The sequence below is a fragment of the Pseudarthrobacter sp. W1I19 genome (assembly GCF_030817835.1).
Taxonomy (GTDB): Bacteria; Actinomycetota; Actinomycetes; order Actinomycetales; family Micrococcaceae; genus Arthrobacter.
Genome location: NZ_JAUSZR010000001.1, coordinates 1,699,350 through 1,724,024 on the forward strand (window position 1 = coordinate 1,699,350; position 24,675 = coordinate 1,724,024).

The following is a 24,675-nucleotide window of genomic DNA, read 5'->3' on the forward strand; positions in this document are numbered from 1 at the left end:
CTGGGGAACAATCCCCGCAGGTGCCGGTGCCCCTGGACACCATCAGGTGGCCGACATCCGTGTACGAGGACGTACGCGGCTGAACCGAGGAAGGTATTTCTGTGAGCCAGACGTCAGATTCTTGTCTTGATACGTGGATGGGCCGCGAGGCCCTCGCCGAGGCCATGATTCCGGTGATCGGCCGGCTGTACCGCGAAAACAACGTGGTCACCAGCATCCATGGCCGGAGCCTGATCAACAAGTCCACCATGAACATCCTCAAGGCGCACCGCTTCGCCCGCAGGATGAGCAAGGACGAACTGCTGCTGGAGGAAACCGCTCCGCTGCTGAACACCCTGGCCGGGCTGGAGCTCGGTGCCGCAGCGATCGATATCGCCCGGCTGAACCAGAAGTTCAAGGAGGAGGGCGGCGACGCTACCCTGGAGGAGTTCCTCCGCGAAGAGCTGGCTGAGATCGTGGGCAAGCATGGCGGCGACGACCGCACCAGCACCGACGTGGTGCTTTACGGCTTTGGCCGCATCGGCCGCCTTCTGGCGCGCCTCCTGATCGAAAAGGCAGGCGGCGGGCACGGCCTGCGGCTGCGCGCCATCGTGGTCCGCAGGGGCTCCGACAACGACCTGTCCAAGCGCGCCAGCCTGTTGCGCCGCGACTCGGTCCACGGCTCCTTCGAAGGCACCATCCGCGTGGACGAGGCGGCCAATACCATCACCGCCAACGGCGTCCAGGTACAGGTCATCTACTCGGACAACCCCGCCACCATCGACTACACCGCTTACGGCATCAACAATGCACTCGTTGTGGACAACACCGGACGCTGGCGTGACGCCGAGGGCCTTTCCCAGCACCTGCAGAGCAAGGGCGTGGCACGGGTGCTGCTGACTGCCCCGGGCAAGGGTGAGCTGAAGAACATCGTTCATGGCATCAACCACCGCACCATCGAGGACACGGACCAGATTGTGTCCGCGGCTTCATGCACCACGAACGCCATCACCCCGGTCCTGAAGGCCATCAACGACAAGTTCGGCGTGGTCCACGGCCATGTCGAGACGGTCCACTCCTTCACCAATGACCAGAACCTCATCGACAACTTCCACAAGGGTGACCGGCGCGGGCGCTCGGCCGCGCTGAACATGGTGATCACCGAGACCGGAGCAGCCAAGGCTGTGGCCAAGGCCCTGCCCGAACTGCTGGGCAAGCTCACCGGCAGCTCCATCCGCGTCCCCACCCCGGACGTTTCCCTGGCCATCCTGAACCTGAGCCTGGAAAACGGGACCACCAAGGACGAGGTCAACGAATACCTCCGGGAGATGTCGCTGCACTCTGACCTGCGCAAGCAGATCGACTACATCGACTCGCCTGAGGTTGTTTCCACGGACTTCGTCGGTTCCCGGCGTGCGGGCATCGTGGACGGCCTTGCCACGATCTCGAACGAGAAGAACCTGGTGCTCTATGTCTGGTACGACAACGAGTTCGGTTACAGCTGCCAGGTGGTCCGCGTGATGGAAGAGATGGCCGGAGTCAACCCGCCGTCCTTCCCCGCCAAGGAGACGGCCTCGGCCCTGGCCGCTATCGCCGTCTGATCCGCTCCACGCCGGCCTCAGGGATTTCCCGGCTGATTCGCTGGAATCAGCCGGGAAACGGGACCACACTGGTGCCATGGATAAAGATTCGACGCTTGAGCACGAGACCACCCTTGAACACGCATTGGACGTGGCCAAGGCCAATCACAAAGAAGCCGTGCGGCTGCTCGAAGGTGCCCGCGCCGGGCATGCGACCGGCGACGTCAGCGCCGAGCGTGTACGGCAGCTTGAGGGACTCCTGGCCATTGCCGAGGAGGACCTCCGGCGCGTGATGCGGGAGCAATAGCCGCCCGGTATGACCTCTCACTCGCCCTCCACAGTGTGGATATCTGCAAGGTTGATGGGCGGGTGTCCTAGGCTCGTCTGGTGCATAACAGTACTGGACGGGCCGAAGCCCCATGACCGTGAGCTGGTCCGCCTACCGGCGTGCCCGCCGTCGTTCCCGGCAGGCGTGGGCAGTACTGGCCGTGGCTGCGGTTTCAGCTCTCGCAGCCCTGATCTGGTTCTTTAGCGCAGGCCAGTTCGCCGCAGCCGAGCCGGCCGCGTCCGGGCCCACGGAGGCGCCGGTGTTTGATCCGGCCTGGATGAAACCCGTAGTACCGGTGCATGCCGTGCCCCGGGGCACCGCACTCTCCGCGCTGGACGGCCTTGCCGTTAAAGGCCGCGCCGCCAAGGACTCGTACAACCGCGAAGCGTTCGGCCAGGCCTGGCAGGACGTTGACCGGAACGGCTGCGATACACGCAACGACATCCTGCGGCGGGACCTTGCCGGCGTGCTGTTCGTCGCAGGCTCGAAGTGCCGGGTTGCGGCCGGCTCCTTCCATGAACCCTATACCGGCCAGTTTGTGGACTTCCGGCGCGGCTCGGACAGCAGCCGTGCAGTCCAGATCGACCACGTGGTCGCTCTGGGGGACGCCTGGCAGAAGGGTGCCCAAGGACTGACTGCGGCGCAGCGGCAGAGCCTGGCCAACGATCCGCTGAACCTCATCGCCGCGGACGGCCCGGCGAACCAGCAGAAGAGCGCCGGCGACGCCGCTACCTGGCTGCCGAAAAACACTTCGATCCGCTGCCACTACGTGGCGCGCCAGATTTCCGTGAAGGCAGCCTACGGCCTGTGGGTCACGGAAGCGGAAAAGGAAGCCATGAAGCGCGTCCTCGGGTCCTGTCCGGGCCAGCGGACCGTATCAGCCCGCTAAACCCGGGGCCGCTTTCCTGACCATGTGCCGCGGCGGGCAAAGGCAGCCAGGCGCCGTCCCGCCGTCGGGCCTAATGTCCGAAGGGGTCCGGGTCCACGCCCGGCATCCACGTCAGCCCGGGAACGCCCCAGCCGCTCTTTTTGGCCTGCTTCAGCGCTTTGCGCGCATAGCGGTCCATGAGTCGGTTGACGTACAGCTTCCCGTCCAGGTGATCGTACTCATGCTGGATGACCCGGGCGAACCAGCCTGTGGCCTCGAACTTCACCGGCTCGCCGAAGCCGTCAAAACCCTCTACCCGCGCCCACTCGGCACGCTTGAGCGGATACGCGCCGCCGGGGAAGGACAGGCAGCCCTCTTCCTCCTCGTCGGGATCGGGGACGGCGCCCGAGATCTTCGACAGCGTGAGCACGGGGTTCACCAGCACCCCGGTGGGAGGAGCGCCGTCGTCGTTGGCGTACTTGTAGACGAAAATCCGTTTGCCGACCCCCACCTGGGGGGCAGCAAGGCCCACGCCGTTGGCGGCGTCATTTGTTTCGAACATGTCCGCGATCAGGGTGCGCAGTTCGTCGTCGAAGACGTCAACTTCGACCGCCCTGCGGTGCAGGACGGGCTCTCCCCAGATGGTGATTGGCAGAACAGTCATCTCGCGGTCCTCCGGCGGTATCCAGTGCAGAAGCAATTGATGCAAAACAAAGGAGGCCGCACCGGATATCCGGTGCGGCCTCCTTGCTGGACGGCTGCAATACCATCCTGTGAGGGTGAGCTACGGGGGTTGAACCCGCGACCTCCTGGACCACAACCAGGCGCTCTGCCAACTGAGCTAAGCCCACCATGCGCCCTGCAGATCTACCGGCTGACCGGCTCCCTGGGAAGGCAACTCAAATAGCTTACCTGCTCTTCAGGGGTGCTTCGTCCACTTTTGCCGATTTCACCGAAATTTCCCGTAAACGTGGCGCAGATTACGCTTCCTGCTGCTGCCCGTCCGGGGAACCGGCAATGCGCTTGGCGATCCGCTGGGCCGTGGCGCTGTCCGGTCCAGGCGCCGGCACGAACACCGCTTCCCGGTAGTAGCGCAGTTCGTCGATGGAATCTTTGATGTCCCCCAGGGCGCGGTGGCCGCCCTTTTTCGCCGGCGACTGGAAGTAGGCCCTGGCGAACCAGCGGCGGGAGAGTTCCTTGATGGTGCTGACGTCGATCACGCGGTAGTGCAGGTGTTCCACGACGGCCGGCATGTCGCGGGACAGGAAGACGCGGTCCGTTCCCACCGAGTTTCCGCCCAGTGGAGCCTTGCGGGGATCCGGCACCCACTTTGAGATGTATTCCATCACTGCCGCTTCGGCCGCGGCCATGGTGGTTCCGTAGGGGAGTTCCTGGAGCAGGCCGGATTTGGTGTGCATGTCCCGGACGAAATCGTTCATCTGGGCCAGGGCGGCGTCGTCCGGTTTGATCACGACGTCCACGCCGTCGCCGAGGATGTTCAGTTCCGAGTCGGTGACCAGTGCGGCAACCTCGATCAGGGCATCGTTTTTGATGTCCAGGCCGGTCATTTCGCAGTCGATCCAGACGATTCGTTCGTTAGATATAGGCACCGGACCAGCCTACCGTTACACCTCCGGACTGCCTGCCGGTGCTAGGATTTCCGGTACGCGGCGGGACCATTTGCTGTCGTTGTCACCCGCCTGTGCCGGCCATGCAGCCCGCTGGGCAGAATCGCGCAAACGCAAGAGATTGGACCATCCTGAGATGACGGCGCCTGTGCCTGCAGCGGGGGAACTGGCGGCCGCGGACTCTGCTGCAGCAGACGGGGCCGACGTCGATAATCCCCGCTCTCCGCTCCTGGCCGGATTTGTGGGCTCCATGTTTATGCTGATCGGGTCCCTGGGAGTGGGCTGGCTGGCCCCCGTTTCGGAACTCCGCAGGGTGCCGCTGTTCATCTGGATGCGGGCCGAAGCGGCCGGAGTTGCGCTCTCCATCGTCCTGCTCGCAGTGGGCGGGATGCTCCTGGTCCGCGCCTGGCTGCGGCTTGGCCAGCGCATCCAGGTCTGGGGAGACCAGGCCCGGCAGGCGACGCTGATGGCCGTGGTGGCCTGGGGGCTGCCCATGATGTTCAGCGTCCCGCTGTTCAGCCGGGACGTTTACGCGTACATCGGGCAGGGCCGCCTGATGGTGGAGGGATTCAACCCCTACGAGAACGGGATTTCGGCGCTGTCCAACTACTTCCAGTTGGGTGCCGACAAAATGTGGACCGAGGCCCCGGTTCCGTATGGCCAGCTGTTCCTGTGGATCGAACAGTTTGTGGTGTGGTCCACTAATGTCCAGCCAGAGGCCAGCGTGATGATGTTCCGGCTGGTGTCGCTCGCAGGGGTGGTTCTGTGCGTGGTCTACGTGCCCAAGCTCGCCGGACTGCACGGAGTGAACCCGAACCGGGCGCTGTGGCTGACGGCTGCCAATCCACTGTTCCTGACCAACTTCATCGCCAGCGTCCACAACGATGCCCTCATGATCGGGCTGGCGCTGGCCGGCCTTTATTACTCCGCCACCCGCCGTGTTGTCCGTGGCATCGTCCTGGTGACTCTGTCCATCGCCGTCAAACCCATCACCATAGTGTTCCTGCCCTTCATTGGCCTCCTCTGGGCAGGGAAAAACGCCGGCTGGCTGCGGAAGTTCGCTTATTGGGGCCTGACGGCAGGACTGAGCCTGGGCATCCTGGTGCTGATGAGCCTGGTCAATGGGTTCGGGTTCGGCTGGATCAACGGGCTTTCCGCCCCGGGCAGCATCTTCATCTGGTACGCGCCGGTAGGGCTGATCGGCATGGTGGTGGCTTCGGTGGCCAATGCATTCGGACTGGACGGGTGGGTCCTCGCCGATTGGGTGTTCGACGCCGGGAAGCTGCTGGCGGTGGGTATCCTGGCCTGGCAGATTTTCCGGGGTGAGCATGACCGCCTCATCCGCCGCCTTACCCTTGGGTTTGCGGCGATCGTTGTGCTGGCCCCCATGATCCAGTCCTGGTATGTGGTGTGGCTTATTCCGCTGTTCGCCGTGACCGGCATCCGGAACGACTGGCAGGTCAAGGCGCTGTACTTCGTGGTCTCGTTCTTTATGATCTATGCCATTTCGGACCAGCTGGAGGTCTTCCCGTACCTCCAGACGGCGGACCTGGGGCTGGCTCTTGCCTTGGCCCGTGTGGCTGCTGCCGTCACTGGACTGCTGTTTGGCCTGTACCTGATTTTCTGGGACCCCCGCACCCGCAGCCTGTTCCGGAAGACCGGCGAACCGGTCCTCGAGCGTCCGGTCATTTAGCCAGGTTCTTCAGCGCTTCCCGGCGGGACAACGGGCTGATGCTGCCTTTGCGGGCTGCCACAAACTCCGCTACCCAGCCAGGTGCTGTTTTCGCATACTCCCGCAGCGCCCAGCCAATAGCCTTCCGGATAAAGAATTCGGGGTCAGTCAGGTTCACTTCAATGACACGGCGGAGGAGTTCGGAATCGGTGTTGGCCTTGGCCTTGAGCTGCGCGGTGAGGGAAGCGCGCCTGATCCACAAATCCGGATCGGTGCTCCAGCCCAGGATCACGGCAGTCAATTCCTGCCGGTGAGCCTGCAGCAGCGTACAAATACGGCCGGCAACACCGTCGGCAAAATCCCACCACGCGCCCTGGCGGATGATTTCCTCGTAGACCGGAAGCATCTGCAGATCCGTGGCCACCAGCCTGCCGGCGGTCAGATCGATCGCGGCATACCGTTCCTCACGGAAGGTGGCGGTGCGCCAGAGCTCCAGGACGGTGGCGCGGACCTGCTCCGCGGAGTCGAAGGGATAGCGGGCGACTGCCCCGGCAGCCAGCCGGCGCACCTCGGGCACCCGGACTCCGAGCGAGGGGATGGCGGATTTCATGTATGCCTGCGCCCCGGCCGCCCGGACCGGATCAGCCGTGTCCCGGAGCTGGCTGCGGACAGCCTCAAGGAGATCCCGGTTCACCATCCTGCAACTCTAGCCATCGTTTCTGCCGGCGGCGGGCTGTCCTCCGCCCGCAAGGGCAACTTTTCGATACGACGTTTAGCGCTAACAAATGCGACTATTCGATGGAGGACTCCCATGCCGGGCACCGAGTACAGCATCGCCGGCGGCGACTACACTGCGGTGGTCACCGCGCGGGGAGGAGCCCTTCGGGAACTCCGCCACAAGGGGAGGGGCCTGGTGGTGGACTTCGGTGCGGACGGGAAGATTCCCGACTATCGCGGCGTCATCTGCGCGCCATGGCCCAACCGCCTTGCGGACGGCGCCTACACCTACGCAGGCAAGACGTTCGAGGCAGCCATCAATGAACCTGAGCGGGGTTCTGCCCTGCACGGACTGGCAACGGGCCGCCTCTGGGACGTGCGGCAAACTTCCCGGGAGGAGGTTGTGCTGGAGTGCCGGGTTGCCGCAGGCGCGGCCTATCCCGGGGAGTTGGACCTTTCCGTCACGTACAAGTTGACTGATGACGGGCTGGTCAGCACGGTGCGGGCGGCAAACGTCGGAACCGTACCGGCGCCGTACGGTGTCTGTCCCCACCCCTACCTGGTGGCGGGCCCGTCCGGACTGGACGAATGGTTGCTGGAGCTGCCCGCTGCGGAATTCCTTGAAGTGACGGAGGACCGGTTGCTTCCCGTAGGGATGCGCAGCGTTGACGGGCATGAGTTCGACTTCAGGGCCGCCCGCCGCCTGGGTCCGGTCAAGATCGACCACGCCTTCACCGGCATCAACCGCGGGGCTGACGGGCGGGCACGCGTCCGCGTCCAGGATCCTGCGGGAACCGGCGTCGAGCTGGAATGGGGCGCCGAATGGCCCTGGGTCCAGATCCACACGGCGGACAAGCCGGGGGGACCGGACCGCCTCGGCCTGGCGGTAGAGCCGATGACCTGTCCGCCGGACGCGTTCAACTCAGGAACCGACGTGGTCCATCTGCAGCCCGGCCAGGCGCACTGCGCTGAATGGACCATCCGGGCCCTTGGCTAGCTAGGAAAGCGTCCAGCCTGCGCGCTCCAGCCAGTCGGCGCATAGGGCGGGCCACTGGTCCGCGCCGGCTTGCCCGTCCGCCAGGCCCAACCCGTGGCGGCCCTCGGGAAAGACGTGGAGTTCGGCGGGCACACCGGCGCTGAGCAGGGCCGCGGTGTAGCCCAGGCTGTGGCTGACTGGCACTGCGGCATCGTCCGCCGTATGCCAGACGAATGCGGGCGGCGTTTCCGCGGTCACCTGCTGCTCGGCGGACAGTTCGGCAAGGAGGTCCGCCGACGGCGACTCGCCAAGGAGGTTGTCCACCGAACCCTGGTGCACTGCCTGGGTATAGGACACCACCGGATAGCAGAGCACCGTCAGGTCCGGGACTGCCGACGGAACGTCCAGGTCCGCGCTTCCGGTGGCCACCGCGGTGGAGAGCGTCGCCGCGAGGTGTCCGCCCGCGGAAAACCCGAGTACGCCCACGCGCCGGGGATCCACCGCCAGTCCGTGCGCACCGCCGCGGATCTGGAGCATTGCCTGCTTTGCATCCTCCAGCGGTGCGGGGTGCCGGTCCGGGGCAACCCGGTAGCGCAGGACGAAACCGTGGATGCCCAGGCCGGCCAGCCATTCGGCCACGGGCTCCGCCTCATGGTCTGCCTGGCGGCCATAGCCGCCACCGGGAAGCACCAGGACGGCGGGACGCTCTCCCGAGCCCACGCGGGACGGCACCGCTGTCAGTTGCAACGCCACGGTCAGGCTGCCGTTTCCGTGCTGCGCCGGAGGGTGACTTCACCGGTAATGGGCTGCTGCCGCCCGCCGTCGTGCCCTGCCTCAGTTGGGCCGGAACCGTTTTCGTCGGTCTCGTGGGCACCGGCTCCACCGGGCGCCGTGGCACGGGTGGCCAGGCGCCCGATTTCTTCCAGCGGCAGGTGCACCGTGGAGAGGGCGGGGCGGAAGTCCCTGAGTGTTTCGATGTCGTCGAAGCCTGCGATGGTGGCGTCCCGCGGAATCCGCAGCCCCTGTTCGCGGAGGGCGGCGGTTGCGCCGATGGCCATAACGTCGTTGACGGCGAAGATACACAGCTTCCCGCCGCCGGCTCCTTTCCCGGACCCTGCCTGGCGGGCCTTGATCATGTCAGCGAGCTTGAGGCCGGCCTCGTAGCCGCCGGCGCGGTTGAAGCCTGTGCGCAGGACTTCGGCGGGTTTGCGTCCGGCGGCCGCCAGGCCTTCCTGAAACCCGCGGATCCGGTCGTCAGAGGTGAAGAGCCCAACCGGACCGCCGATGATCACAAAATCACCATCCCGGCCGGAAGCGAGTTTTCCGGCCAATGCCGCTGCGAGTTCCTGGTTGGGCACGGCCACCACGTGGTAGCCCTCCGGAGCTGTCGCGCCGACCACAGGGTGGCCCACCACCGCTACCCGGCCGCCATTGCGGCAATACCGGTCCAGTTCCGCCGCCAGTTCAGCGTTGCCTTCCTGGTTTTCCGGCTGGGATGAGCGGGAGCCGGCGATCACGATCGAATCAGCGCGGCGGGCGGCGAAAGCTGCAACGGCTTCCCTTTCTTCCGCCGGAGCACCGCCCGTGGTGGCCAGCAGCACCATCTTGCGCTGCTCGCGGGCCGCCTCCTGCACGCCCCTGGCGATGGCGGCGAAGTAGGGGTCGGCGATGTCGTGGACGATCAGGCCGATCAGTCCCGAACTGGACTTCGCGAGCCCCTGGGCCTGGGCGTTGGGGATGTAACCGAGCGAGTCGGCGGCCTGGCGGACGCGGTCCGCGATGTCCTGTCCCGGCTTGCGCGCAGAACCATTGAGGACCCGGCTGGCAGTGGCCGGTGATACCCCGGCCAGCCGCGCAACCTCGGTAAGGGTACTTGCAGCCACAGCGTCTCCTGATCGGCTTTGTAGGGTCATTAAGCGTAACCACATTATGGCAGTTTCAACCCGCTGCTGGAAAGCGCTTGCCAATAAGTCCTGCCGGGTGCATTATTGAAGAAGTGGGAATGCGCTTTCCCGATCAGCTTGAGTAAAACTGCTCACTCACCGTGGAGGACCTATGGGCTTCGAGACAAAAACAATCCGCATCGCCATGAACGGCATCACCGGCCGGATGGGTTACCGCCAGCACCTGCTGCGTTCCATCCTCCCCATCCGTGATGCCGGCGGCTTCACCCTGGAAGACGGCACCCGCATCCAGGTTGAGCCCATCCTGGTGGGCCGCAACGAAGCCAAGATCCGCGAACTGGCCGAAAAGCACAAGGTCTCGGAGTGGAGCACCGACCTGGATGCGGTGATCAACGATCCCACCGTCGACGTCGTGTTTGATGCCTCCATGACCAGTCTCCGCGCGGCCACCCTGAAGAAGGCCATGCAGGCCGGCAAGCACATCTTCACTGAGAAGCCCACGGCCGAGACCCTTGAGGAAGCCATTGAGCTGGCCCGGATCGGCAAGGAAGCCGGCGTCACCGCGGGCGTTGTCCACGACAAGCTGTACCTGCCGGGCCTGGTCAAGCTCCGCCGCCTGGTGGACGAGGGCTTCTTCGGACGTATCCTCTCCATCCGCGGTGAGTTCGGCTACTGGGTCTTCGAAGGTGACATCCAGGCAGCCCAGCGTCCGTCCTGGAACTACCGCAAGGAAGACGGCGGCGGAATGACCACGGACATGTTCTGCCACTGGAACTACGTCCTCGAAGGCATCATCGGCAAGGTCAAGAGCGTCAACGCCAAGACCGCAACCCACATCCCCGCCCGCTGGGACGAGGCCGGCAAGGAGTACAAGGCCACGGCCGACGACGCCTCCTATGGCATCTTCGAACTCGAGACTCCGGGTGGAGATGACGTTGTTGGCCAGATCAACTCCTCCTGGGCCGTGCGCGTCTACCGCGACGAACTCGTGGAATTCCAGGTGGACGGCACGCACGGTTCCGCCGTCGCCGGACTGAACAAGTGTGTCGCCCAACAGCGCGCCCACACCCCCAAGCCCGTCTGGAACCCGGACCTGCCCGTCACGGAGTCCTTCCGCGACCAGTGGCAGGAAGTCCCGGCCAACGCTGAGCTGGACAACGGCTTCAAGCTGCAGTGGGAAGAGTTCCTCCGTGACGTTGTGGCCGGCCGCGAGCACCGCTTCGGCCTGCTCTCCGCGGCCCGGGGCGTCCAGCTCGCCGAGCTTGGCCTGCAGTCCAACGACGAACGCCGCACCATCGACATCCCGGAGATCACCCTCTAATGACCTCACTCATCCTTCCTTCCCACGACGGCGGCACCCGCGAATACCGGCTCCAGGGCGGCACGTCCTGGGCCCGCCCCACCGCCCCTCTCTCGGCGCGCCGCGCGTATGCCGCAGCCCACGTGATCCCCGAGGTCCTGGCAGACAACACCCCTGGCGCGCCTGCGCGGCTCGACTGGGAAGCCACCATGGGCTACCGCCACGAGCTGTGGTCCTACGGCCTTGGCGTCGCTGATGCCATGGACACCGCCCAGCGCGGCATGGGCCTGGACTGGGCAGCCACCCAGCAGCTCATCAAGCGCACCGGCATAGAGGCGGCCTCGGTGGTTTCGTCCGGCAATGCGGCGACGGCCGGCAAATCGGTCCGCGACCTCGTATCCTGCGGCGCCGGCACCGACCAGCTGGACATCGACTCCCTGCCCGTCGGCGAAGCCGGACTCAAGGCTGTCCTCGAGGCATACCGCGAGCAGATCGCCGTCATCACCGAGGCCGGTCCGAAGGTCATCATTATGGCCTCGCGCGCCCTGGCCAAGGTGGCCCGCGGCCCGGAAGACTACCTGTCGGTCTACTCCACCCTGCTGCAGGAAGTGGACCAGCCCGTGATCCTCCACTGGCTGGGCACCATGTTCGATCCCGCCCTCGCCGGCTACTGGGGTTCGGACCACGTCGCAACCGCCACCGAAACCTTCCTTGGGCTGATCAAGGACAACGCGGCCAAGGTGGATGGCGTCAAGGTCTCGCTGCTGGATGCAAGCCACGAGGTTGCCCTGCGCGCTGCCCTGCCCGAAGGGGTCCGCCTCTACACCGGGGACGACTTCAACTACCCGGAACTGATCGACGGCGACGGCAGCCACCACTCCGATGCCCTGCTGGGCATCTTCGCGGCGATCTATCCCGCAGCTTCGGTGGCACTGCAGAACTACGACGCCGGCAACCCTGCCAAGGCGCGCAAAATCCTGGACTCCACGCGGGAACTGGGCAAGCACATCTTCAGCGCCCCCACGTTCTACTACAAGACCGGGATCGCCTTTATGTCCTGGCTCAACGGCAAGCAGCCCGGCTTCCAGATGGTGGGCGGCCTGCACTCCGGCCGCTCGGTCTGCCACCTGGCCAAGACCTTCGAACTGGCGGACCAGGCCGGCCTCCTGCGGGACCCGGCACTGGCTGCCTTCCGGATGTCCGATTACTTGCGGATCAACGGGGTGGGCGTGTGAGCGACTTCTCGCGCCTGTCCATCAACAGCGCCACCACCAAGAAATGGACCCTCGCCCAGGTGGTTGACGGCTGCGTCAACGCCGGAATCCCTTCCATCGGGCCCTGGCGGGACCGCGTGGAGGAAGCCGGGCTGGACAAGGCTGCGCGCCTGATCAAGGACGCCGGCCTCCGGGTTTCATCCCTGTGCCGCGGCGGGTTCCTCACCGCACCCGACGCCGAAGGGCAGGCCGCCGCGCTCGCTGACAACCGCGCCGCCATCCTCGAAGCCGTTGCACTGGACACCAGGGAACTGTTTCTGGTGGTGGGCGGCCTGGCACCGGAGGAGAAGGACGTGATGGCGGCACGCCAGCGCGTTGCAGACCGCCTCGCGGACCTGGTTCCCTTCGCAGAGGAACACGGCGTCCGCCTGGTCCTGGAGCCCCTGCACCCGATGTATGCGGCAGACCGTGCCCTGATCTCCACCCTGGGACAGGCGCTGGACCTCGCAGCGCCGTTCGACGCCTCAACGGTGGGCGTCGCCGTGGACACCTTCCATGTCTGGTGGGATCCCGAGCTCAAGACGCAGATTGAGCGCGCGGGCCGCGAAAACCGCATCGCCAGCTACCAAGTGTGCGACTTCAACATGCCCATCGCGGCCGATCCGCTGCTGTCCCGCGGCTACATGGGCGACGGCGTGGTGGACTTCGCCACCATCGGCACCTGGGTGCGCGACGCCGGCTACACGGGCGACATCGAAGTCGAAATCTTCAATCAGGACATCTGGGACACGGACGGCAACACCGTCCTGGCCACAGTCAAGGAGCGCTACGCGGAGCTTGTCCTCCCGTACGCCTGACCTGATCCAGACCGCGGGCTCCTGCCGTGCTTCCCAACATGGCCGGCAGGAGCCTGCGCCCCACCACAAAAGACCCGGACCGCACTCGCGGTCCGGGTCTTTTGTGGTGGAAACCGTCAGGCGTACATGCGGGCGTACCGGCGGTAACGTGCCAGCACCCCGCCGTCGTCCTTCCCGGCCGGAAGGTCGACGGCGTCCAGCGCCCACTGCGGAAATTCTCCCGCAAGTGCCGCCGCGGCCTGCCGGGCTGCGCCGTCTGCCACGTATTCGCCCGGCCGTGGCACGGTGACGTTGACTCCCAACAGCTGCACCGCCGCCGACTGGACCGCAGTGGACTGCGCCCCGCCACCCACCAGGATGATGCGCCGGGCCTGGACTCCCTGCTCCTGCAGGGCGGCCAGGCCGTCTGCCAGCGAGCAGACCACGCCTTCGACGGCGGCACGCGCCAGGTTCGCCGGCGTGTAGTTGGTGCGTGTGATGCCATGCAGTGAACCGGTGGCGTCCGGCAGGTTGGGCGTGCGTTCGCCGTCGAAATAGGGCACGAGCGTGAGGCCCCCGGCTCCGGGTCCAGCGCTCAGAGCCAGGTCGTTGAACTCCTCGATGCTGACGCCCAGCAGGGCCGCGGTGGCGTCAAAAACGCGCGTGGCATTCAACGTGCACACCAGCGGCAGGTAATGTCCGGAAGCATCGGCAAACCCTGCCACCAGCCCCGACTGATCGGCGGCGGGGGTGTCGGAGACGGCAAAGACCGTTCCGGAGGTGCCCAGGGACATCACCACATCCCCGACGCCCGCTCCCACCCCCAGCGCCGCTGCCGCATTGTCCCCGGCGCCGGCGCCCAGGAGGGCGCCGTCCGGAGTCTTGCCGGCGACGTCCAGGGGACCCAGCACCTCAGGCAGCAGCGGGACATGGCCCAGCGAAGATTCCAGGACGTCGGGCAAGTACGTGCCGGCAGCCGTGGAAAAGTAGCCTGTGCCGGAAGCATCGGAACGGTCGGTGGCCAGGGCCTCAAGATTGCCCGGGCCACTCTCCGGGCCATGTCCCATCAGCCGCCACGTCAGCCAGTCATGCGGCAGGCACACTGCCGCCACCTTCGCCGCGTTCTCCGGCTCATTGGCGGCCAGCCAGCGCAGCTTGGTCAGTGTCAGCGAGGCCACCGGGACGGTGCCCGTGGCACCGGCCCAGTAGCGGGCGCCGGCAGCAGTGTCGCCGTCGCCCGCGGTCCTGATGAGCTCTTCGGCGGCGCCGGCACTGCGGGTGTCGTTCCACAGCAGTGCGGGACGGATCACCGTGCCATCGCTGTCGAGGCACACCATACCGTGCTGCTGCCCGCCCACCGAGACAGCTGCAACGTCGGTCAGCCCGCCGGCCTGTTGCAGTGCTTCCTGCAGTGCGTCCCACCAATGGTCGGGGTGGATTTCGGAGCCGTCGGGGTGGCTGGCCCGGCCCTGGCGGACCAGTGCGCCGGTGTCCGCATCGCGGATCACCACTTTGCAGGATTGGGTGGAGCTGTCGATGCCTGCTACGAGCGCCATGGTCAGCGGGCGTTGAGGAGGTGTTCGATGGCGAGCTGGTTGAGGCGGACGAACGCGAAGGAGCGTTCTGCGGCCTTGTCGGCGTCGAAGTCCTCGAATGCTGCGGCGTCGTTGAGCAGGTCGGCGGTGGTTTCGCCGGCTGCGAGGGTGGGTTCGGCTAGTTCGCCGACGCCGGAGGCGGCGAGGGCGGCCTGGACTTCGGGGTCGGCGCGGAAGGCCAGGGCGCGTTCCTTCAGGAGCAGGTAGGTGGCCATGTTGGCTTTGGCGGATTCCCAGACGCCGTCGTAGCCGTCGGTGCGGGAGGGCTTGTAGTCGAAGTGGCGCGGTCCCTCGTAGCGGGGGCCGCCGTTGGGGAAGCCGTTTGCGAGCAGGTCCACGGTGAAGAACGCGCTGGTCAGGTCGCCATGGCCGAAGACGAGGTCCTGGTCGTACTTGATCCCGCGCTGGCCGTTGAGGTCGATGTGGAAGAGCTTGCCGGCCCAGAGGGCCTGGGCGATGCCGTGGGTGAAGTTCAGCCCGGCCATCTGCTCGTGTCCGGTTTCGGGGTTCAGGCCCACGATGTCGCCGTGTTCGAGCTGGGCGATGAAGGCCAGGCCGTGGCCCACGGTGGGCAGGAAGATGTCGCCGCGGGGTTCGTTCGGCTTGGGCTCGAGTGCGATGCGCAGGTTGTAGCCCTTGTCCTTGATGTAGGCGGCAGCGGTGTCCACGCCTTCCTTCATCCGGTCCAGTGCAGCGGCGAGGTCCTTGGAGCCGTCGTATTCGCTGCCTTCGCGTCCGCCCCACATCACAAAGGTTTCGGCGCCGAACTCGGCGGCGGAATCGATATTGCGCAGCACCTTTGAGAGGGCGAAGCGGCGGATGGAGCGGTCGTTGGAGGTGAAGCCGCCGTCTTTGAAGACGGGGTGGCTGAACAGGTTGGTGGTGACCATGGGCACCTTCAGGCCGGTCTCGGCCAACGCTGCCTTGAAGTTTTTCAGGATCAGTTCCCGCTCCGACGCGGTGGCATCAAACGGGACCAGGTCGTTGTCGTGGAAGGTGATGCCGTACGCGCCAAGTTCGGCCAGCCGGTGCACCGCCTCCACCGGATCCAGGGCGGCACGGGTGGCGACGCCGAACGGGTCGGCACCGGTCCAGCCCACGGTCCAGAGGCCAAAAGTGAACTTATCTGCGGGAGTGGGGGAAAGAGTCATGATGCGTCCTTGCAGCCAGTGCCCCTTGTGGGCGAGTTAGTTTATCGCTTGAACTATATAATCGTGATTACGTTAGGGTCAATAGCCACGGGCATGTTGGGATGGCCCGGCTTATCTAAGGAGGCCGCCATGGCGAACACGGCACCAGCACCTGCCCTGTCCGACGCCGGGTCGCCCGGAAGCATGGGCGACGTCCGCAGGAGCAACCTCGCGCTGGTCCTGGGCAGGGTTGCACAGTCCCCGTCAGGGTCCCACCTGACGCGCGCGCAGATCGCGGCGTCCACGGGGCTCACCAAGGCTTCGGTATCGAGCATCGTCCTGGACCTTCTCGAGACCGGCATCCTGCGGGAAATAGGGCTAAACCCCCAGGGGGAGCGCGGCCGGCCCGGAGTAGGCCTGGAGTTGAACCCGGCCCGCGGGGTAATAGGCATGGAAATCAATGTCGACTACATTGCCGCCGGCGTGACGGACCTGTCCGGAGCGGTGGTGGTGCAGGAGATCCGCGAGCGGGATAACCGTGGGAGTGAAAGCGCTCCAGTTCTGGCGGCCCTGGCCGCCCTTGCGGTGGAGGTGCGGACGGCTGCCCTGGACAAGGGTGTGGAAGTCCTAGGCGGAGGACTGGCCGTTCCCGGGCTCGTGGATGCCGGCAGCGCCACTGTCCTCGCGGCCCCCAACCTCGGCTGGCTGGACGTCGAACTCGACCTTGACCGGCTGCTGCCGGGCCTGCCGTTGGGTGTAACCCTCTTTAATGAGGCCAACGCTGCTGCCCTTGCGGAACTGGCGCGCGGACCCGCCGGCAGGCACGACTTCCTGTACGTGTCCGGCGAGGTGGGTGTCGGTGGCGGACTGGTCATCAGGTCGGAGCTTTTTACCGGTCCGGAAGGTCATGCCGGGGAAGTGGGCCATGTTGTGGTGGACCCCGGGGGCAGCCGCTGCTCCTGTGGGGGCACGGGCTGCCTGGAGACCGTTGCGGGGCAGGACGCCATCTTCTCGGCTGCGGGTATCGCCGGCAAAGGGAAGTCGAGGTCGGAGAGCATGTCCGCCCTGGTGGCCGCGCTCGCGGAGGATCAGCCGGGCGCACTGCGGGCCGTTGAACGTGCCGGGACGTCACTGGGGGTGGCGGTGGCATCCACAGCCCGTGTGCTGAACATCGGGGCGGTGGTGCTCGGCGGGCACTTCGCTGTCCTGGAACGGTGGCTGCGCCCTTCCCTGGCCGCAAGCCTGGCACGGTACGCGCCCGGCAAGGTTTTTCCGGAACACATCACCATTGCAGCGGTGGAGGAGGGCGGAGCGCTGCTGGGTGCCGCCGGCAGTGTGGTCCGTTCCCTGGTAGAAGCGCCGCACCGACTGCAGTCGTAGAGCCCGCAACCCGCGGTTGCGCCATCATTTGGGGCTGCTGTGCCGCCGCTTGAAGATCTTGGCTTGTGTCCCTGGCCTTTAGACTTGGCGCCATGTCTGCTGATGACGAGAAGGATCCGCCTGTTCCCGCCGACGTTGAGGGCAAGATCCCGAGAAAGGTCCACGACGACCCAGGCGACGAAGATGAGGACGAACCTGCCACTCAACAGGATTGAGTCCGCCGCCGCATCCGGACATAATTCCGGCGGTACATGGTGAACCGGCTGGGCCGAATGCAAAACAAAGACGGCCCTGATCAGCTTTTAGGCTGGTCAGGGCCGCTCTTCTGTGTGCCCCAGGAGGGAATCGAACCCCCGACCGGCGGATTAGCGGATGTTGGTTATGGACATCTTTGTACGTTCATGATTGTCCGCATGATCTGGCGGTTTCGGGGGACTGCCGAGTGGCATTCTCAGGAACGTTCATGGTTGATAATTGTTGTTTCCGGTGGGTAAGCGGTGGGCGACCTACCATCACATGCACTGCTGAAGTGTCTTGATCCCAACATGTGCCTGATCCGCCGCCTATGATTGTTCTCGTGCCCAGGAGCATGAGGTGAGATCGTGACAGGGGGAAGCGTGGCGTGGGAAGCAGTGACTATCCGTCTATGGACGTAAAAAAGCTTCGGCGCCTCCTTGAGAAGCTTGGTTACTCCGCCACTGGTAACGGCAAGGGCAGCCATGAGACACTGGAACATGAAAAGTACCCGCCCCTGACGTTCTCCGGACATACGTCCAAGGAGATTTCCGGGGGACTGGTGAAGAAAATTCTGCGCAAAGATGTAGGGTTGAGCGACGAGCAGGCAAAGGAGGTTCTCCGTGGCAAATTCCGCCCAGATGATCATCACTAGGTGGGGCGAAGCACAATCTGTTTCTTTGTCGAGTCCTGACTTGCCCGGCATAGTGGCCGCCTTCGATCGGGATCCCAGCCCGTCTGAAATTATGCAAATAGCCATTGCGGCAGGTCTTTCAGAAGACGGTGAATTCCAGGTCCATATTGAGGAGACGCTCACCGTGGAGGACGTGCAGTACTTTGTCCGAGCGCGTCACGACTTCCGGGCTGATTCTCGCCTAGCAGTGGTTGACCGCGTCCTTCATGAAATCAGCACCAATAAAGAATTCCGAGATCATGCCACCAAGGACAACTTGGACGATGTGATCATCATCGCGGCCCTCCCCGCTGACACGATTGCCGCGACTATCCAGAGCGCTAGCCCCAGGCAGCCGGTAAACGTCGCGTCGGTCAGCCCGGTAACAGAACACCTTTCCTGCGTAGCTATCGTCCGAGATGCAGCGGAAGTATCAGGGCCTTCCCTTGATGAACTTGGGCTTGGCCCCGATTCCCCAGTTGAAAAGCTTTTGCAGATGGAGCACGAGATCCGTCTGTCCCACGATCATGAACTGATCCAATACTGCTAGTCACCACTGTTTCAGCTTTCCGGTCTAAACAGCTATTCACCTTTGTATTAGAGCCTGGTCAACCCAGCTCCTAGTGGTGACGATCTGCCCATGCTGGGGGTAGACGTGCCAGGTCATCCACTCCAGGCGGGCTGCTGTCGCTGCAGCAGTCATTGCCGTGAGGGCCAGGTCATCGCCCTTGAACGCCACTGCAAGGCCGTTGGGGTCGTCCTCGACGCGAGCCTTGAGGTCCTGCACGCCGGCCGCGAGCTCGTGCTTCTCATAGGTGTGGACGCTTGAGGCGAACGTGTAGCCGGGCCCGGCGATGGTCGCTGGCAGGTGGCCGGGGCGGCCGGGCAGGCAGGCAACTGTCTCGCTCCAGTCACCTACCCGCACCTGGTGCGACGCGCCCAAGACGTGGAGCTCCATGTCACCAACTTGAAGCGATGCCAGGGCCGGAATCTTGTCTAGCCCGAGCCTGTGCGTCAGGTCTGCGGCGGATGTATCTATGAAAGGCGCGTCAGTGGCGAACAAGATTCCTTACCGGCCAGCCACGCCAACTGCGGCAGCTATGAGGACGACTTCGCCCACGCGCTCGATCGGGAAGGTTATCTGGCCTACCAAGTGCCCTGCCTCCAGAAATATCCAGCCGTGCTTCCTAAGTAGCTCCATAAAGCGCCGTTCCGCATCGTTTTCCACCTTGAACCTGACGACTGCGTTTCGACGCTTGACGGCCTCAGCGCAGGACACGGCCCGTGGGTTCTGTAGTGCATCTTGCAGCACGGTCGGGATCTGGTGCGGCGCCAGCCGTTCAATGGCATCACGGAGGTCCTGGCACGATTCGGTTGTCCGGATGCCGTTTTCCGCCATGATGGACAGCGCTTTGTGCAGAGCCTTGTCGACGGATACCTCGTGGCCGTCCGCCGTGATCAGCATGGCCTGTTCATGGACAGTCCCGTGGTTCTCGCATACGGGGCAGGAGCAGGACGGGCCGATCCCGAAGTTCTGCAGCACGCTCGTCAAGGTCGCCAGGAGTGAGTCAGCGCCTCCCGCCCCCAGCCGCCACGCCTCGGACGTCACATCCACTCTTTCTGCGGGGTCCAGGACGTCGTCCAGGTCGGGGTTGGCCGGGACCGTCAGGGTAGGCCGCGCCTCGCCGCGAAGCCTCCTGATGGTGTACCGGAATGGGGCGAGTTGCAGGCCGGCAGGACGCGCCACAATGTACTCGCGCCAGGAGGGGTCCTCCATGGCGGTCTTCACCTCGTTGTGGATCATCGCTGTAATGCCGGCGCATTCCCGCGGCCTATCCAGGATTACCGGCTTCTGCAGGCCCATCTGCTCGCTGCGGGAGTCGTAGCCCGTGTTCTCTTCGCTGTCGAACATGTGGCATGGCAGCAGCCTGGATTCACGGGTGATGCCTGCCCATATGCGTTCGAAGTTGTCCTTGTCGTACCAGCCTTGCGGCGCTTCGGTGTCTGCGTTCGACTTCCGGAAGGGGCATTCCTTGCACGGTTGCTTAGCGGAGGGTGCGAGGTCTACACGTTGTGTGTTGGTCATGGCAACAGTCTGTTGCCTCGGCGAATTCCGCCCCTTCCTCGTTTCCGCGTCCGGAAATGACCGTAGGATGCAGGGATGTTCTGGGGACTTTCTGAAACTTGGTGGATGCAGTTATGGAGCGGCGTCGTGGGTGCTTCCATCGCGGCCGGCGTTAGCATCTATGTCGCCTTGATCGTCGTCCAGCGCACTAACGCTCACCAGTCTGTGCTGTCAGGCAGGGCTCTGGCGGAGCAGCGCAAACGCGACGCTGAGGCGCTGGAGGAGCAGCGGGCCAGAGATGCTACTGCTTTGGAAGTTCAGCGTGCCGCGCTGAAGGAACAACTGGACGAGCAGCGGGAAGAAACAGCAAGGCTCCGGATGATGGACATCCGCGCCGATGTTGTCGCGGATGCAAACCATATCCTCGACATGGCCTTGCAGAACATGGAAGCAGTGGAGCGGGCAATCCCGCCGCTTTCGCGATCGATCACGCGCTGGCGCATAGAGAGCACTGACAAGGATCTCGTAGATGAACTGATGAACTGGCCGCCGTTTGTAGGCTGGCTGGCACGAGACTACCGAACAAAGACGGACCGGAAAAGCGTGCCACTGACGGAGCAGAACGCTGCCTTCCATCGGCTAAACAACGCCGTAAGCCTCCTAGGTGTCGTGGGAATCCACACGCCGACTGAGGACAACCACCTGATTGCGGGGCTGGATGTGGTCCTGCGGAAGATGCGGGTTGCCATAAATAATGGCGGCACTGGTGATCCCATGCCGAGCTCTGGCGACGAGGACTAAATAGCCCGGGAGACGTCGAGCATCTTGACGATCTCAGGGACGGCAACGCCCTTGGCCGCACGACGGCGGTGTCTGTTTTGCGGGGGTGGCCGGCCGTGGCGGCTGTTCTGCGCGGCGACGGCCAGGCGGGCCTCACTGACCTCTACGAATCTGAGTGGACGGACGTAGAGGGTCAGTTGGCAACCCTCGGCTGCAGCGCCCGGTACCGGTCCACGTCCGCCCACGGGATGCGCAACGGGCTGTTGGTGCGGGCTCGGCCGGTTTTGTAGGCGTTCGGGAAGTCCCCGGATCTCGCCATAATTCGAACGGTTTCCGGGTGCAGGCTCAAGTACTCCGCTACCTGCTGCACTGTGGCATCTCCTACAGGCGTGGCTCGGCTATTAGTCATGGTCAGAACCTATGGCCAGAGACGGCGCCGGAGCACCATTCCCTAACCTTGGCCGTGTCTCAGCAGGTTTCCCCAGCCATGGTTGAATCATTGGATGCCATTGGACGTAATACAGGTCGAGCTAGTCGGAACTGACTGGTGGGAGAAAGCACTCCCAATTCTGGCCATCCTGATTTCAATAGGGACTCTCGCATGGACAATGGTGGCCCGCCAGCGTGACCAGGCGAGGCTCAAGGTAATCGCGACTTCCTTTACCCTCATCGGGGAAGGTCCTTGGGGACCACGGCAGGGCGCCGACGAATGGCACGTGGCCGTCGATGTCACCAACGTTGGAAGGACGGGTTCAACCGTTGTGAGCAGCGTGAAGTTCAAACTGCCCAGCGGCGTACATCTCCAGAGCTTTGAGAGCTACCGATACCCCCAGCCTCTCCCCAAGACCCTCGCGCCGGGGGAGAGCCTGATGTATGTGTTCAACGTCGACGCCATGGCGGAGGAGCTCTCCAAGCACAGCTACAGGCCGGAGCAGCTTGTTCCGCTCGTTGTCTCTGGACATGGGCCGGCGACGGGGAAATGGGCCAAAGCCGGTCTGGACATCCTCAAGCGGCGAGTGGAAGCCAAGAGCGCTGCGGCGTCGGCACACACGTCCCGCTAACAGGACACGTCCTATAGCGTGGGTGACGCCGGTCATCGTCCGGCGCGAGACAAACTACTGGGGAGTGCAACATGAGCAATGACTATTCGACCGCGTGGAACGCCCTGACTGAGGCAATCGGCGCAGCCAGGGGGCAAAGCGCGGGCAGCATCACGGATCAGGAGCATCTGACGGTGGACCAGCGACTCAAGGTTGCAGAAGTCGCCGCTCTCCTGTCCATCGCTCAGGAGCTGTCCGCCCTTAACCCGCAAAACACAAGCTCCCGGGATGACGACGGCAACACCGTCAACGGCTGGGGCGTCGTCACAAAGAAGGCCAAGCCAAAGCCAGGAAAACTCTCGGTGTCGTAACACCCAGGGCGCCCCATGTCCGGGAAGATGGGGCGCCCTGCTCCAACTAGGATCGTAATCGTGACCAGGATGACCAAGCCCCAGAAATTGCTGCTCCTCGCTAACGGCTTCCTAGCCGGCCTGGCTGACCTGGGCGTTCAGGACCTTCCCTCGTCGAATATGGCGTTTGAACTCCCATTCATGCAGGCTTGGCGCCGGTGGTACCACAGCACAAATGCGGTTATGCCGCCCGTGGGGTACGGAACTACCTGCCAACCGCGGGACATCCTCCACCGAGTCAGGCGTTCCACATCTCCGTTCAAGGACTTTGTCAACGAGGGGATCACGGACAGTCCATATGGTCTGACACCGCGGGAGTTCCTCGAGATCCACTGTGACGAGTTACCGGCCGACGCCTGGGTTGATCTGGCCAGCCTCTTCCTAAACGCTCTTAAAGGTGAGGCGCGGATACCGTAAAACAGTGTTGCCTTTGTCGGCCAGAGAGCTGACGAGGGCAACACATGTTGGGGGACTTAACCGAGTCTTTTGTTGCTCGGGGGCGTGATCACAGCAGAAGACCCCGTGTGCGTTGCTGGCACGCGGGGTCTTCCTTAGCGTTCAGGAATTGGAGTGGTTACAGGTATTCGTCTAGCCAGTCCTGCACCACGGGGATGTCCACGCGCTGGTATCCGCCTAGGTAGCGGCAATTCGGCGTAAGGGTGTAGCTCGTGACAGCGACTAGGTATCCGTTGAGGAAGACGGGGCCGCCGGAGTCTCCGAAGCAGGTTCCGCCACCTCCTCGGTTATCGTTGGGGTTGCCTTGAAGCTGCAGGATCTGCGGGGTGAGCTTCTGGCCTGGCGCTGTTGTGTATCGGCGGAAGTTTGGGTAAAGCATGGGTTGCGGCTTCTGAGGTCCGCTTTCCGGCTTGCGCACTACGGTGCCATACCCGACGAGTTCAAAAATGGTGTGATTTAGCACTGACGGCTCGAATTGGTCGAGGTAATTCTCAGGAGCGAGCGTCGCAGGGGTAATGTCGGTGACCGGCTCGTTGAGGACAATAATTCCCACGTCGTTCCAGTTGTCGATGTCGGTGAAGTTGGAGTAGTCCGGGTGGGCTAACGGCGTTCCCCACAGGAAGCCGGCAGCTTCGAGCTCTTCGGGGGTGTAGCCGATGTCGGGATCAGTAGCGTCGGGAATGATGTCGTTGGCGTGATTCTCTGCGATGAAGGATTCAAAGGTGACAAGTACTGCTCCAGTTGTTCCTGTGGCGCAATGCGCCGCCGTGAGCAGAATTGTTGGTGAGATCAGCGTCGCCGAGCAGGAAGCCAGCCCGCCTCCCAATGGGTCGTCGGGCGAAAAGTAGAACGCGATCATGCCGACGTTGGGGTGGCGGTTGCCATCGGGTTCCCCGCCCGTTATCGCTGTGGCTGGCAAGGCGCCGGTGATGGTGAGAGCGAGCATTGCGGCTAGCAGGAGAGCCAGCCTCCGAAGTGGACGTTTCACTGACCATGCCCCTTTCAATCGGTGGTTCGTGCCCGCAACTTTAGTCCTCGCGGTTCCCCTCGCCTCTACCTAATCTTGAGTAGGGTAGGGGCGAGGGGAAAGCCTCCCGCACGGCCTGATTCAGCCTCAGCAGGCATCGCATAACCGGTCGATCTTTCCGTGGGCGCTCGGGCAGCAAGAGACCCCCGCGTCCGTTGACTCGATCCGCAGGGGTCTCTCTATGGCTGCTCCGCACATGGGGGACGTGCATGGTCGCTGCAGCAAAAGTAGTGCACGAGATGCCATATTTCCAAAATCGTTACCGACTACAGTTGGGGAACTCGACCGGTCTTGTGTAGCCCTAAAGCGTCATGCGTCCCAGGGCCTCTTGCATGGTCACGACTTCACAGCCGGACGCTGCGATGGCATCGAGAACCGCGGTTAGCACTGTTGGGGTGATCGCGTTTGCGTCACCACCTGAGGGGACGATGGCGTGAAGCATGACAAAGAGGACGCCCTTGTCGTTGTGGGCTTTCGTGGCCGCTGCTCCGATAGCCGTTGCGCCTTGGGTGATGTTTTCTGCGAGCAGGGAGTACCGGCGGGCGGGGGTGGTTGTCTCATTGAATCCGTGCGAGGACGCCAGGCGGGACGCGCTCCAGTACTTGGCTACGTCCGCTTCGGTGGCCACGTCATGTGTTCCGAGCGGGTAGGCGTGCGAGGGGGAACTAAACCCTAGCGCCTTCTGCCAGGCCTTGACCGCTTCAAATTCCGCGATCCGCTGCTCCGGCGTGAGGTCAGGTAGTCCCTTGGCGTGCGAGGATGCGTCGTAGCAGTGAGCCCCTACTTCCCAGCCGTAGGTGTCGTGCAGTTCGATCACCTGCGCGTCCGTCAGGAAGATATTGGAGTCCGTACCGTGGGCGCCCGGTATCGGCATCAGTGTTGC

At 64.2% G+C, this 24,675-nt stretch carries 28 protein-coding genes and 1 tRNA gene; 16 read left to right on the forward strand and 13 right to left on the reverse strand.

The window, feature by feature from the left end:
• The first annotated feature begins 101 nt into the window (after positions 1-101).
• The 3 genes from QF038_RS07925 to QF038_RS07935 all read left to right on the forward strand — a co-directional run bounded on the left by QF038_RS07925 (position 102) and on the right by QF038_RS07935 (position 2,776).
• Entirely contained in the window at positions 102-1,580 is a 1,479-nt protein-coding gene (locus QF038_RS07925) for a glyceraldehyde-3-phosphate dehydrogenase (protein ID WP_307609640.1), read from the forward strand.
• Between the two features lie 76 nt (positions 1,581-1,656).
• The gene (locus QF038_RS07930; protein ID WP_307609642.1) at positions 1,657-1,866 is read left to right on the forward strand and encodes a hypothetical protein; all 210 of its coding nucleotides are present in this window, start codon (positions 1,657-1,659) and stop codon (positions 1,864-1,866) included.
• A 112-nt stretch (positions 1,867-1,978) separates the two neighbouring features.
• A complete protein-coding gene (locus QF038_RS07935; RefSeq protein WP_307609643.1) occupies positions 1,979-2,776 on the forward strand; it encodes an HNH endonuclease family protein in 798 nt (265 codons plus the stop codon).
• Between the two features lie 70 nt (positions 2,777-2,846).
• Here the strand turns inward: QF038_RS07935 and def are convergent, their stop codons facing one another.
• The 3 genes from def to orn all read right to left on the reverse strand — a co-directional run bounded on the left by def (position 2,847) and on the right by orn (position 4,365).
• The gene (def, locus tag QF038_RS07940) at positions 2,847-3,419 is read right to left on the reverse strand and encodes a peptide deformylase (RefSeq protein ID WP_307609644.1); all 573 of its coding nucleotides are present in this window, start codon (positions 3,417-3,419) and stop codon (positions 2,847-2,849) included.
• A gap of 114 nt (positions 3,420-3,533) precedes the next feature.
• Positions 3,534-3,606, reverse strand: a tRNA-His gene (locus tag QF038_RS07945).
• A 129-nt stretch (positions 3,607-3,735) separates the two neighbouring features.
• Positions 3,736-4,365, reverse strand: a complete 630-nt coding sequence (orn, locus tag QF038_RS07950; RefSeq protein ID WP_307609645.1) for an oligoribonuclease — start codon at positions 4,363-4,365, stop codon at positions 3,736-3,738.
• A gap of 154 nt (positions 4,366-4,519) precedes the next feature.
• On the opposite strand from orn, the gene mptB reads away from it, so the two are divergent.
• Positions 4,520-6,076, forward strand: coding sequence for a polyprenol phosphomannose-dependent alpha 1,6 mannosyltransferase MptB (gene mptB / locus QF038_RS07955; RefSeq protein WP_307609646.1), 1,557 nt, complete (start codon positions 4,520-4,522; stop codon positions 6,074-6,076).
• Here the strand turns inward: mptB and QF038_RS07960 are convergent.
• On the reverse strand, positions 6,069-6,752 hold the full coding sequence (locus tag QF038_RS07960) for a DNA alkylation repair protein (RefSeq protein ID WP_307609647.1): 684 nt from the start codon (positions 6,750-6,752) through the stop codon (positions 6,069-6,071). The two genes, mptB and QF038_RS07960, sit on opposite strands and share 8 nt — an antisense overlap.
• Positions 6,753-6,866: 114 nt before the next feature.
• Here QF038_RS07960 and QF038_RS07965 point away from each other — a divergent pair, with 114 nt between their 5' ends.
• Positions 6,867-7,769, forward strand: a complete 903-nt coding sequence (locus QF038_RS07965; protein ID WP_307609648.1) for an aldose 1-epimerase family protein — start codon at positions 6,867-6,869, stop codon at positions 7,767-7,769.
• Here the strand turns inward: QF038_RS07965 and QF038_RS07970 are convergent, their stop codons facing one another.
• Both QF038_RS07970 and QF038_RS07975 read right to left on the reverse strand, forming a co-directional pair.
• Positions 7,770-8,507, reverse strand: coding sequence for an alpha/beta hydrolase (locus tag QF038_RS07970; RefSeq protein WP_307613431.1), 738 nt, complete (start codon positions 8,505-8,507; stop codon positions 7,770-7,772).
• Positions 8,504-9,631, reverse strand: coding sequence for a LacI family DNA-binding transcriptional regulator (locus QF038_RS07975; RefSeq protein WP_307609649.1), 1,128 nt, complete (start codon positions 9,629-9,631; stop codon positions 8,504-8,506). Before QF038_RS07975 ends, QF038_RS07970 begins: the two co-directional genes overlap by 4 nt.
• 172 nt (positions 9,632-9,803) lie before the next feature.
• Here QF038_RS07975 and QF038_RS07980 point away from each other — a divergent pair, with 172 nt between their 5' ends.
• Genes QF038_RS07980 through QF038_RS07990 form a run of 3 tightly spaced genes read left to right on the forward strand, consistent with a single transcriptional unit; the run spans position 9,804 to position 13,023 of the window.
• Positions 9,804-10,973: a Gfo/Idh/MocA family protein gene (locus tag QF038_RS07980; RefSeq protein WP_142064365.1), complete on the forward strand. Its 1,170-nt coding sequence runs from the start codon at positions 9,804-9,806 to the stop codon at positions 10,971-10,973.
• The gene (locus QF038_RS07985) at positions 10,973-12,187 is read left to right on the forward strand and encodes a dihydrodipicolinate synthase family protein (protein WP_307609650.1); all 1,215 of its coding nucleotides are present in this window, start codon (positions 10,973-10,975) and stop codon (positions 12,185-12,187) included. The genes QF038_RS07980 and QF038_RS07985 overlap by 1 nt, the downstream gene beginning before the upstream one ends.
• The gene (locus tag QF038_RS07990) at positions 12,184-13,023 is read left to right on the forward strand and encodes a sugar phosphate isomerase/epimerase (protein ID WP_307609651.1); all 840 of its coding nucleotides are present in this window, start codon (positions 12,184-12,186) and stop codon (positions 13,021-13,023) included. The genes QF038_RS07985 and QF038_RS07990 overlap by 4 nt, the downstream gene beginning before the upstream one ends.
• A gap of 116 nt (positions 13,024-13,139) precedes the next feature.
• On the opposite strand, the gene xylB is transcribed toward QF038_RS07990, so the two are convergent.
• On the reverse strand, positions 13,140-14,558 hold the full coding sequence (xylB, locus tag QF038_RS07995; RefSeq protein ID WP_307609652.1) for a xylulokinase: 1,419 nt from the start codon (positions 14,556-14,558) through the stop codon (positions 13,140-13,142).
• Between the two features lie 2 nt (positions 14,559-14,560).
• Complete coding sequence (gene xylA / locus QF038_RS08000) at positions 14,561-15,748, reverse strand: xylose isomerase (protein ID WP_307609653.1); 1,188 nt, start codon at positions 15,746-15,748, stop codon at positions 14,561-14,563.
• A 129-nt stretch (positions 15,749-15,877) separates the two neighbouring features.
• On the opposite strand from xylA, the gene QF038_RS08005 reads away from it, so the two are divergent.
• The 4 genes from QF038_RS08005 to QF038_RS08020 all read left to right on the forward strand — a co-directional run bounded on the left by QF038_RS08005 (position 15,878) and on the right by QF038_RS08020 (position 18,564).
• Positions 15,878-17,107, forward strand: a complete 1,230-nt coding sequence (locus tag QF038_RS08005) for an ROK family protein (RefSeq protein WP_307609654.1) — start codon at positions 15,878-15,880, stop codon at positions 17,105-17,107.
• Positions 17,108-17,199: 92 nt separating this feature from the next.
• Positions 17,200-17,322, forward strand: coding sequence for a hypothetical protein (locus QF038_RS08010; protein WP_307609655.1), 123 nt, complete (start codon positions 17,200-17,202; stop codon positions 17,320-17,322).
• A 431-nt stretch (positions 17,323-17,753) separates the two neighbouring features.
• Positions 17,754-17,996 (forward strand): type II toxin-antitoxin system HicA family toxin, encoded by a 243-nt coding sequence (locus QF038_RS08015; RefSeq protein ID WP_307609656.1) that lies wholly within the window; start codon positions 17,754-17,756, stop codon positions 17,994-17,996.
• On the forward strand, positions 17,965-18,564 hold the full coding sequence (locus tag QF038_RS08020) for a hypothetical protein (protein ID WP_307609657.1): 600 nt from the start codon (positions 17,965-17,967) through the stop codon (positions 18,562-18,564). The genes QF038_RS08015 and QF038_RS08020 overlap by 32 nt, the downstream gene beginning before the upstream one ends.
• Positions 18,565-18,600: 36 nt before the next feature.
• On the opposite strand, the gene QF038_RS08025 is transcribed toward QF038_RS08020, so the two are convergent.
• Entirely contained in the window at positions 18,601-19,077 is a 477-nt protein-coding gene (locus QF038_RS08025) for a DUF2617 family protein (RefSeq protein ID WP_307609658.1), read from the reverse strand.
• Positions 19,078-19,083: 6 nt separating this feature from the next.
• Positions 19,084-20,100 (reverse strand): hypothetical protein, encoded by a 1,017-nt coding sequence (locus QF038_RS08030; RefSeq protein ID WP_307609659.1) that lies wholly within the window; start codon positions 20,098-20,100, stop codon positions 19,084-19,086.
• A 75-nt stretch (positions 20,101-20,175) separates the two neighbouring features.
• Here QF038_RS08030 and QF038_RS08035 point away from each other — a divergent pair, with 75 nt between their 5' ends.
• Positions 20,176-20,880 carry a hypothetical protein gene (locus QF038_RS08035; RefSeq protein ID WP_307609660.1) on the forward strand — a complete coding sequence of 235 codons (705 nt, stop codon included), beginning with the start codon at positions 20,176-20,178 and terminating at the stop codon, positions 20,878-20,880.
• A gap of 172 nt (positions 20,881-21,052) precedes the next feature.
• Here the strand turns inward: QF038_RS08035 and QF038_RS08040 are convergent, their stop codons facing one another.
• Positions 21,053-21,268 (reverse strand): helix-turn-helix domain-containing protein, encoded by a 216-nt coding sequence (locus tag QF038_RS08040; RefSeq protein WP_307609661.1) that lies wholly within the window; start codon positions 21,266-21,268, stop codon positions 21,053-21,055.
• Between the two features lie 100 nt (positions 21,269-21,368).
• Here QF038_RS08040 and QF038_RS08045 point away from each other — a divergent pair, with 100 nt between their 5' ends.
• The 3 genes from QF038_RS08045 (at position 21,369) to QF038_RS08055 (ending at position 22,726) form a co-directional block, all read left to right on the forward strand.
• Complete coding sequence (locus QF038_RS08045; protein WP_307609662.1) at positions 21,369-21,920, forward strand: hypothetical protein; 552 nt, start codon at positions 21,369-21,371, stop codon at positions 21,918-21,920.
• Between the two features lie 71 nt (positions 21,921-21,991).
• Positions 21,992-22,270, forward strand: coding sequence for a hypothetical protein (locus tag QF038_RS08050; protein ID WP_307609663.1), 279 nt, complete (start codon positions 21,992-21,994; stop codon positions 22,268-22,270).
• A gap of 60 nt (positions 22,271-22,330) precedes the next feature.
• A complete protein-coding gene (locus QF038_RS08055) occupies positions 22,331-22,726 on the forward strand; it encodes a hypothetical protein (RefSeq protein WP_307609664.1) in 396 nt (131 codons plus the stop codon).
• A 157-nt stretch (positions 22,727-22,883) separates the two neighbouring features.
• Here QF038_RS08055 and QF038_RS08060 read toward each other — a convergent pair whose 3' ends face one another.
• Positions 22,884-23,753: a trypsin-like serine protease gene (locus QF038_RS08060; protein WP_307609665.1), complete on the reverse strand. Its 870-nt coding sequence runs from the start codon at positions 23,751-23,753 to the stop codon at positions 22,884-22,886.
• Positions 23,754-24,093: 340 nt separating this feature from the next.
• Complete coding sequence (locus QF038_RS08065; RefSeq protein ID WP_307609666.1) at positions 24,094-24,666, reverse strand: hypothetical protein; 573 nt, start codon at positions 24,664-24,666, stop codon at positions 24,094-24,096.
• Between the last annotated feature and the right edge of the window lie 9 nt (positions 24,667-24,675).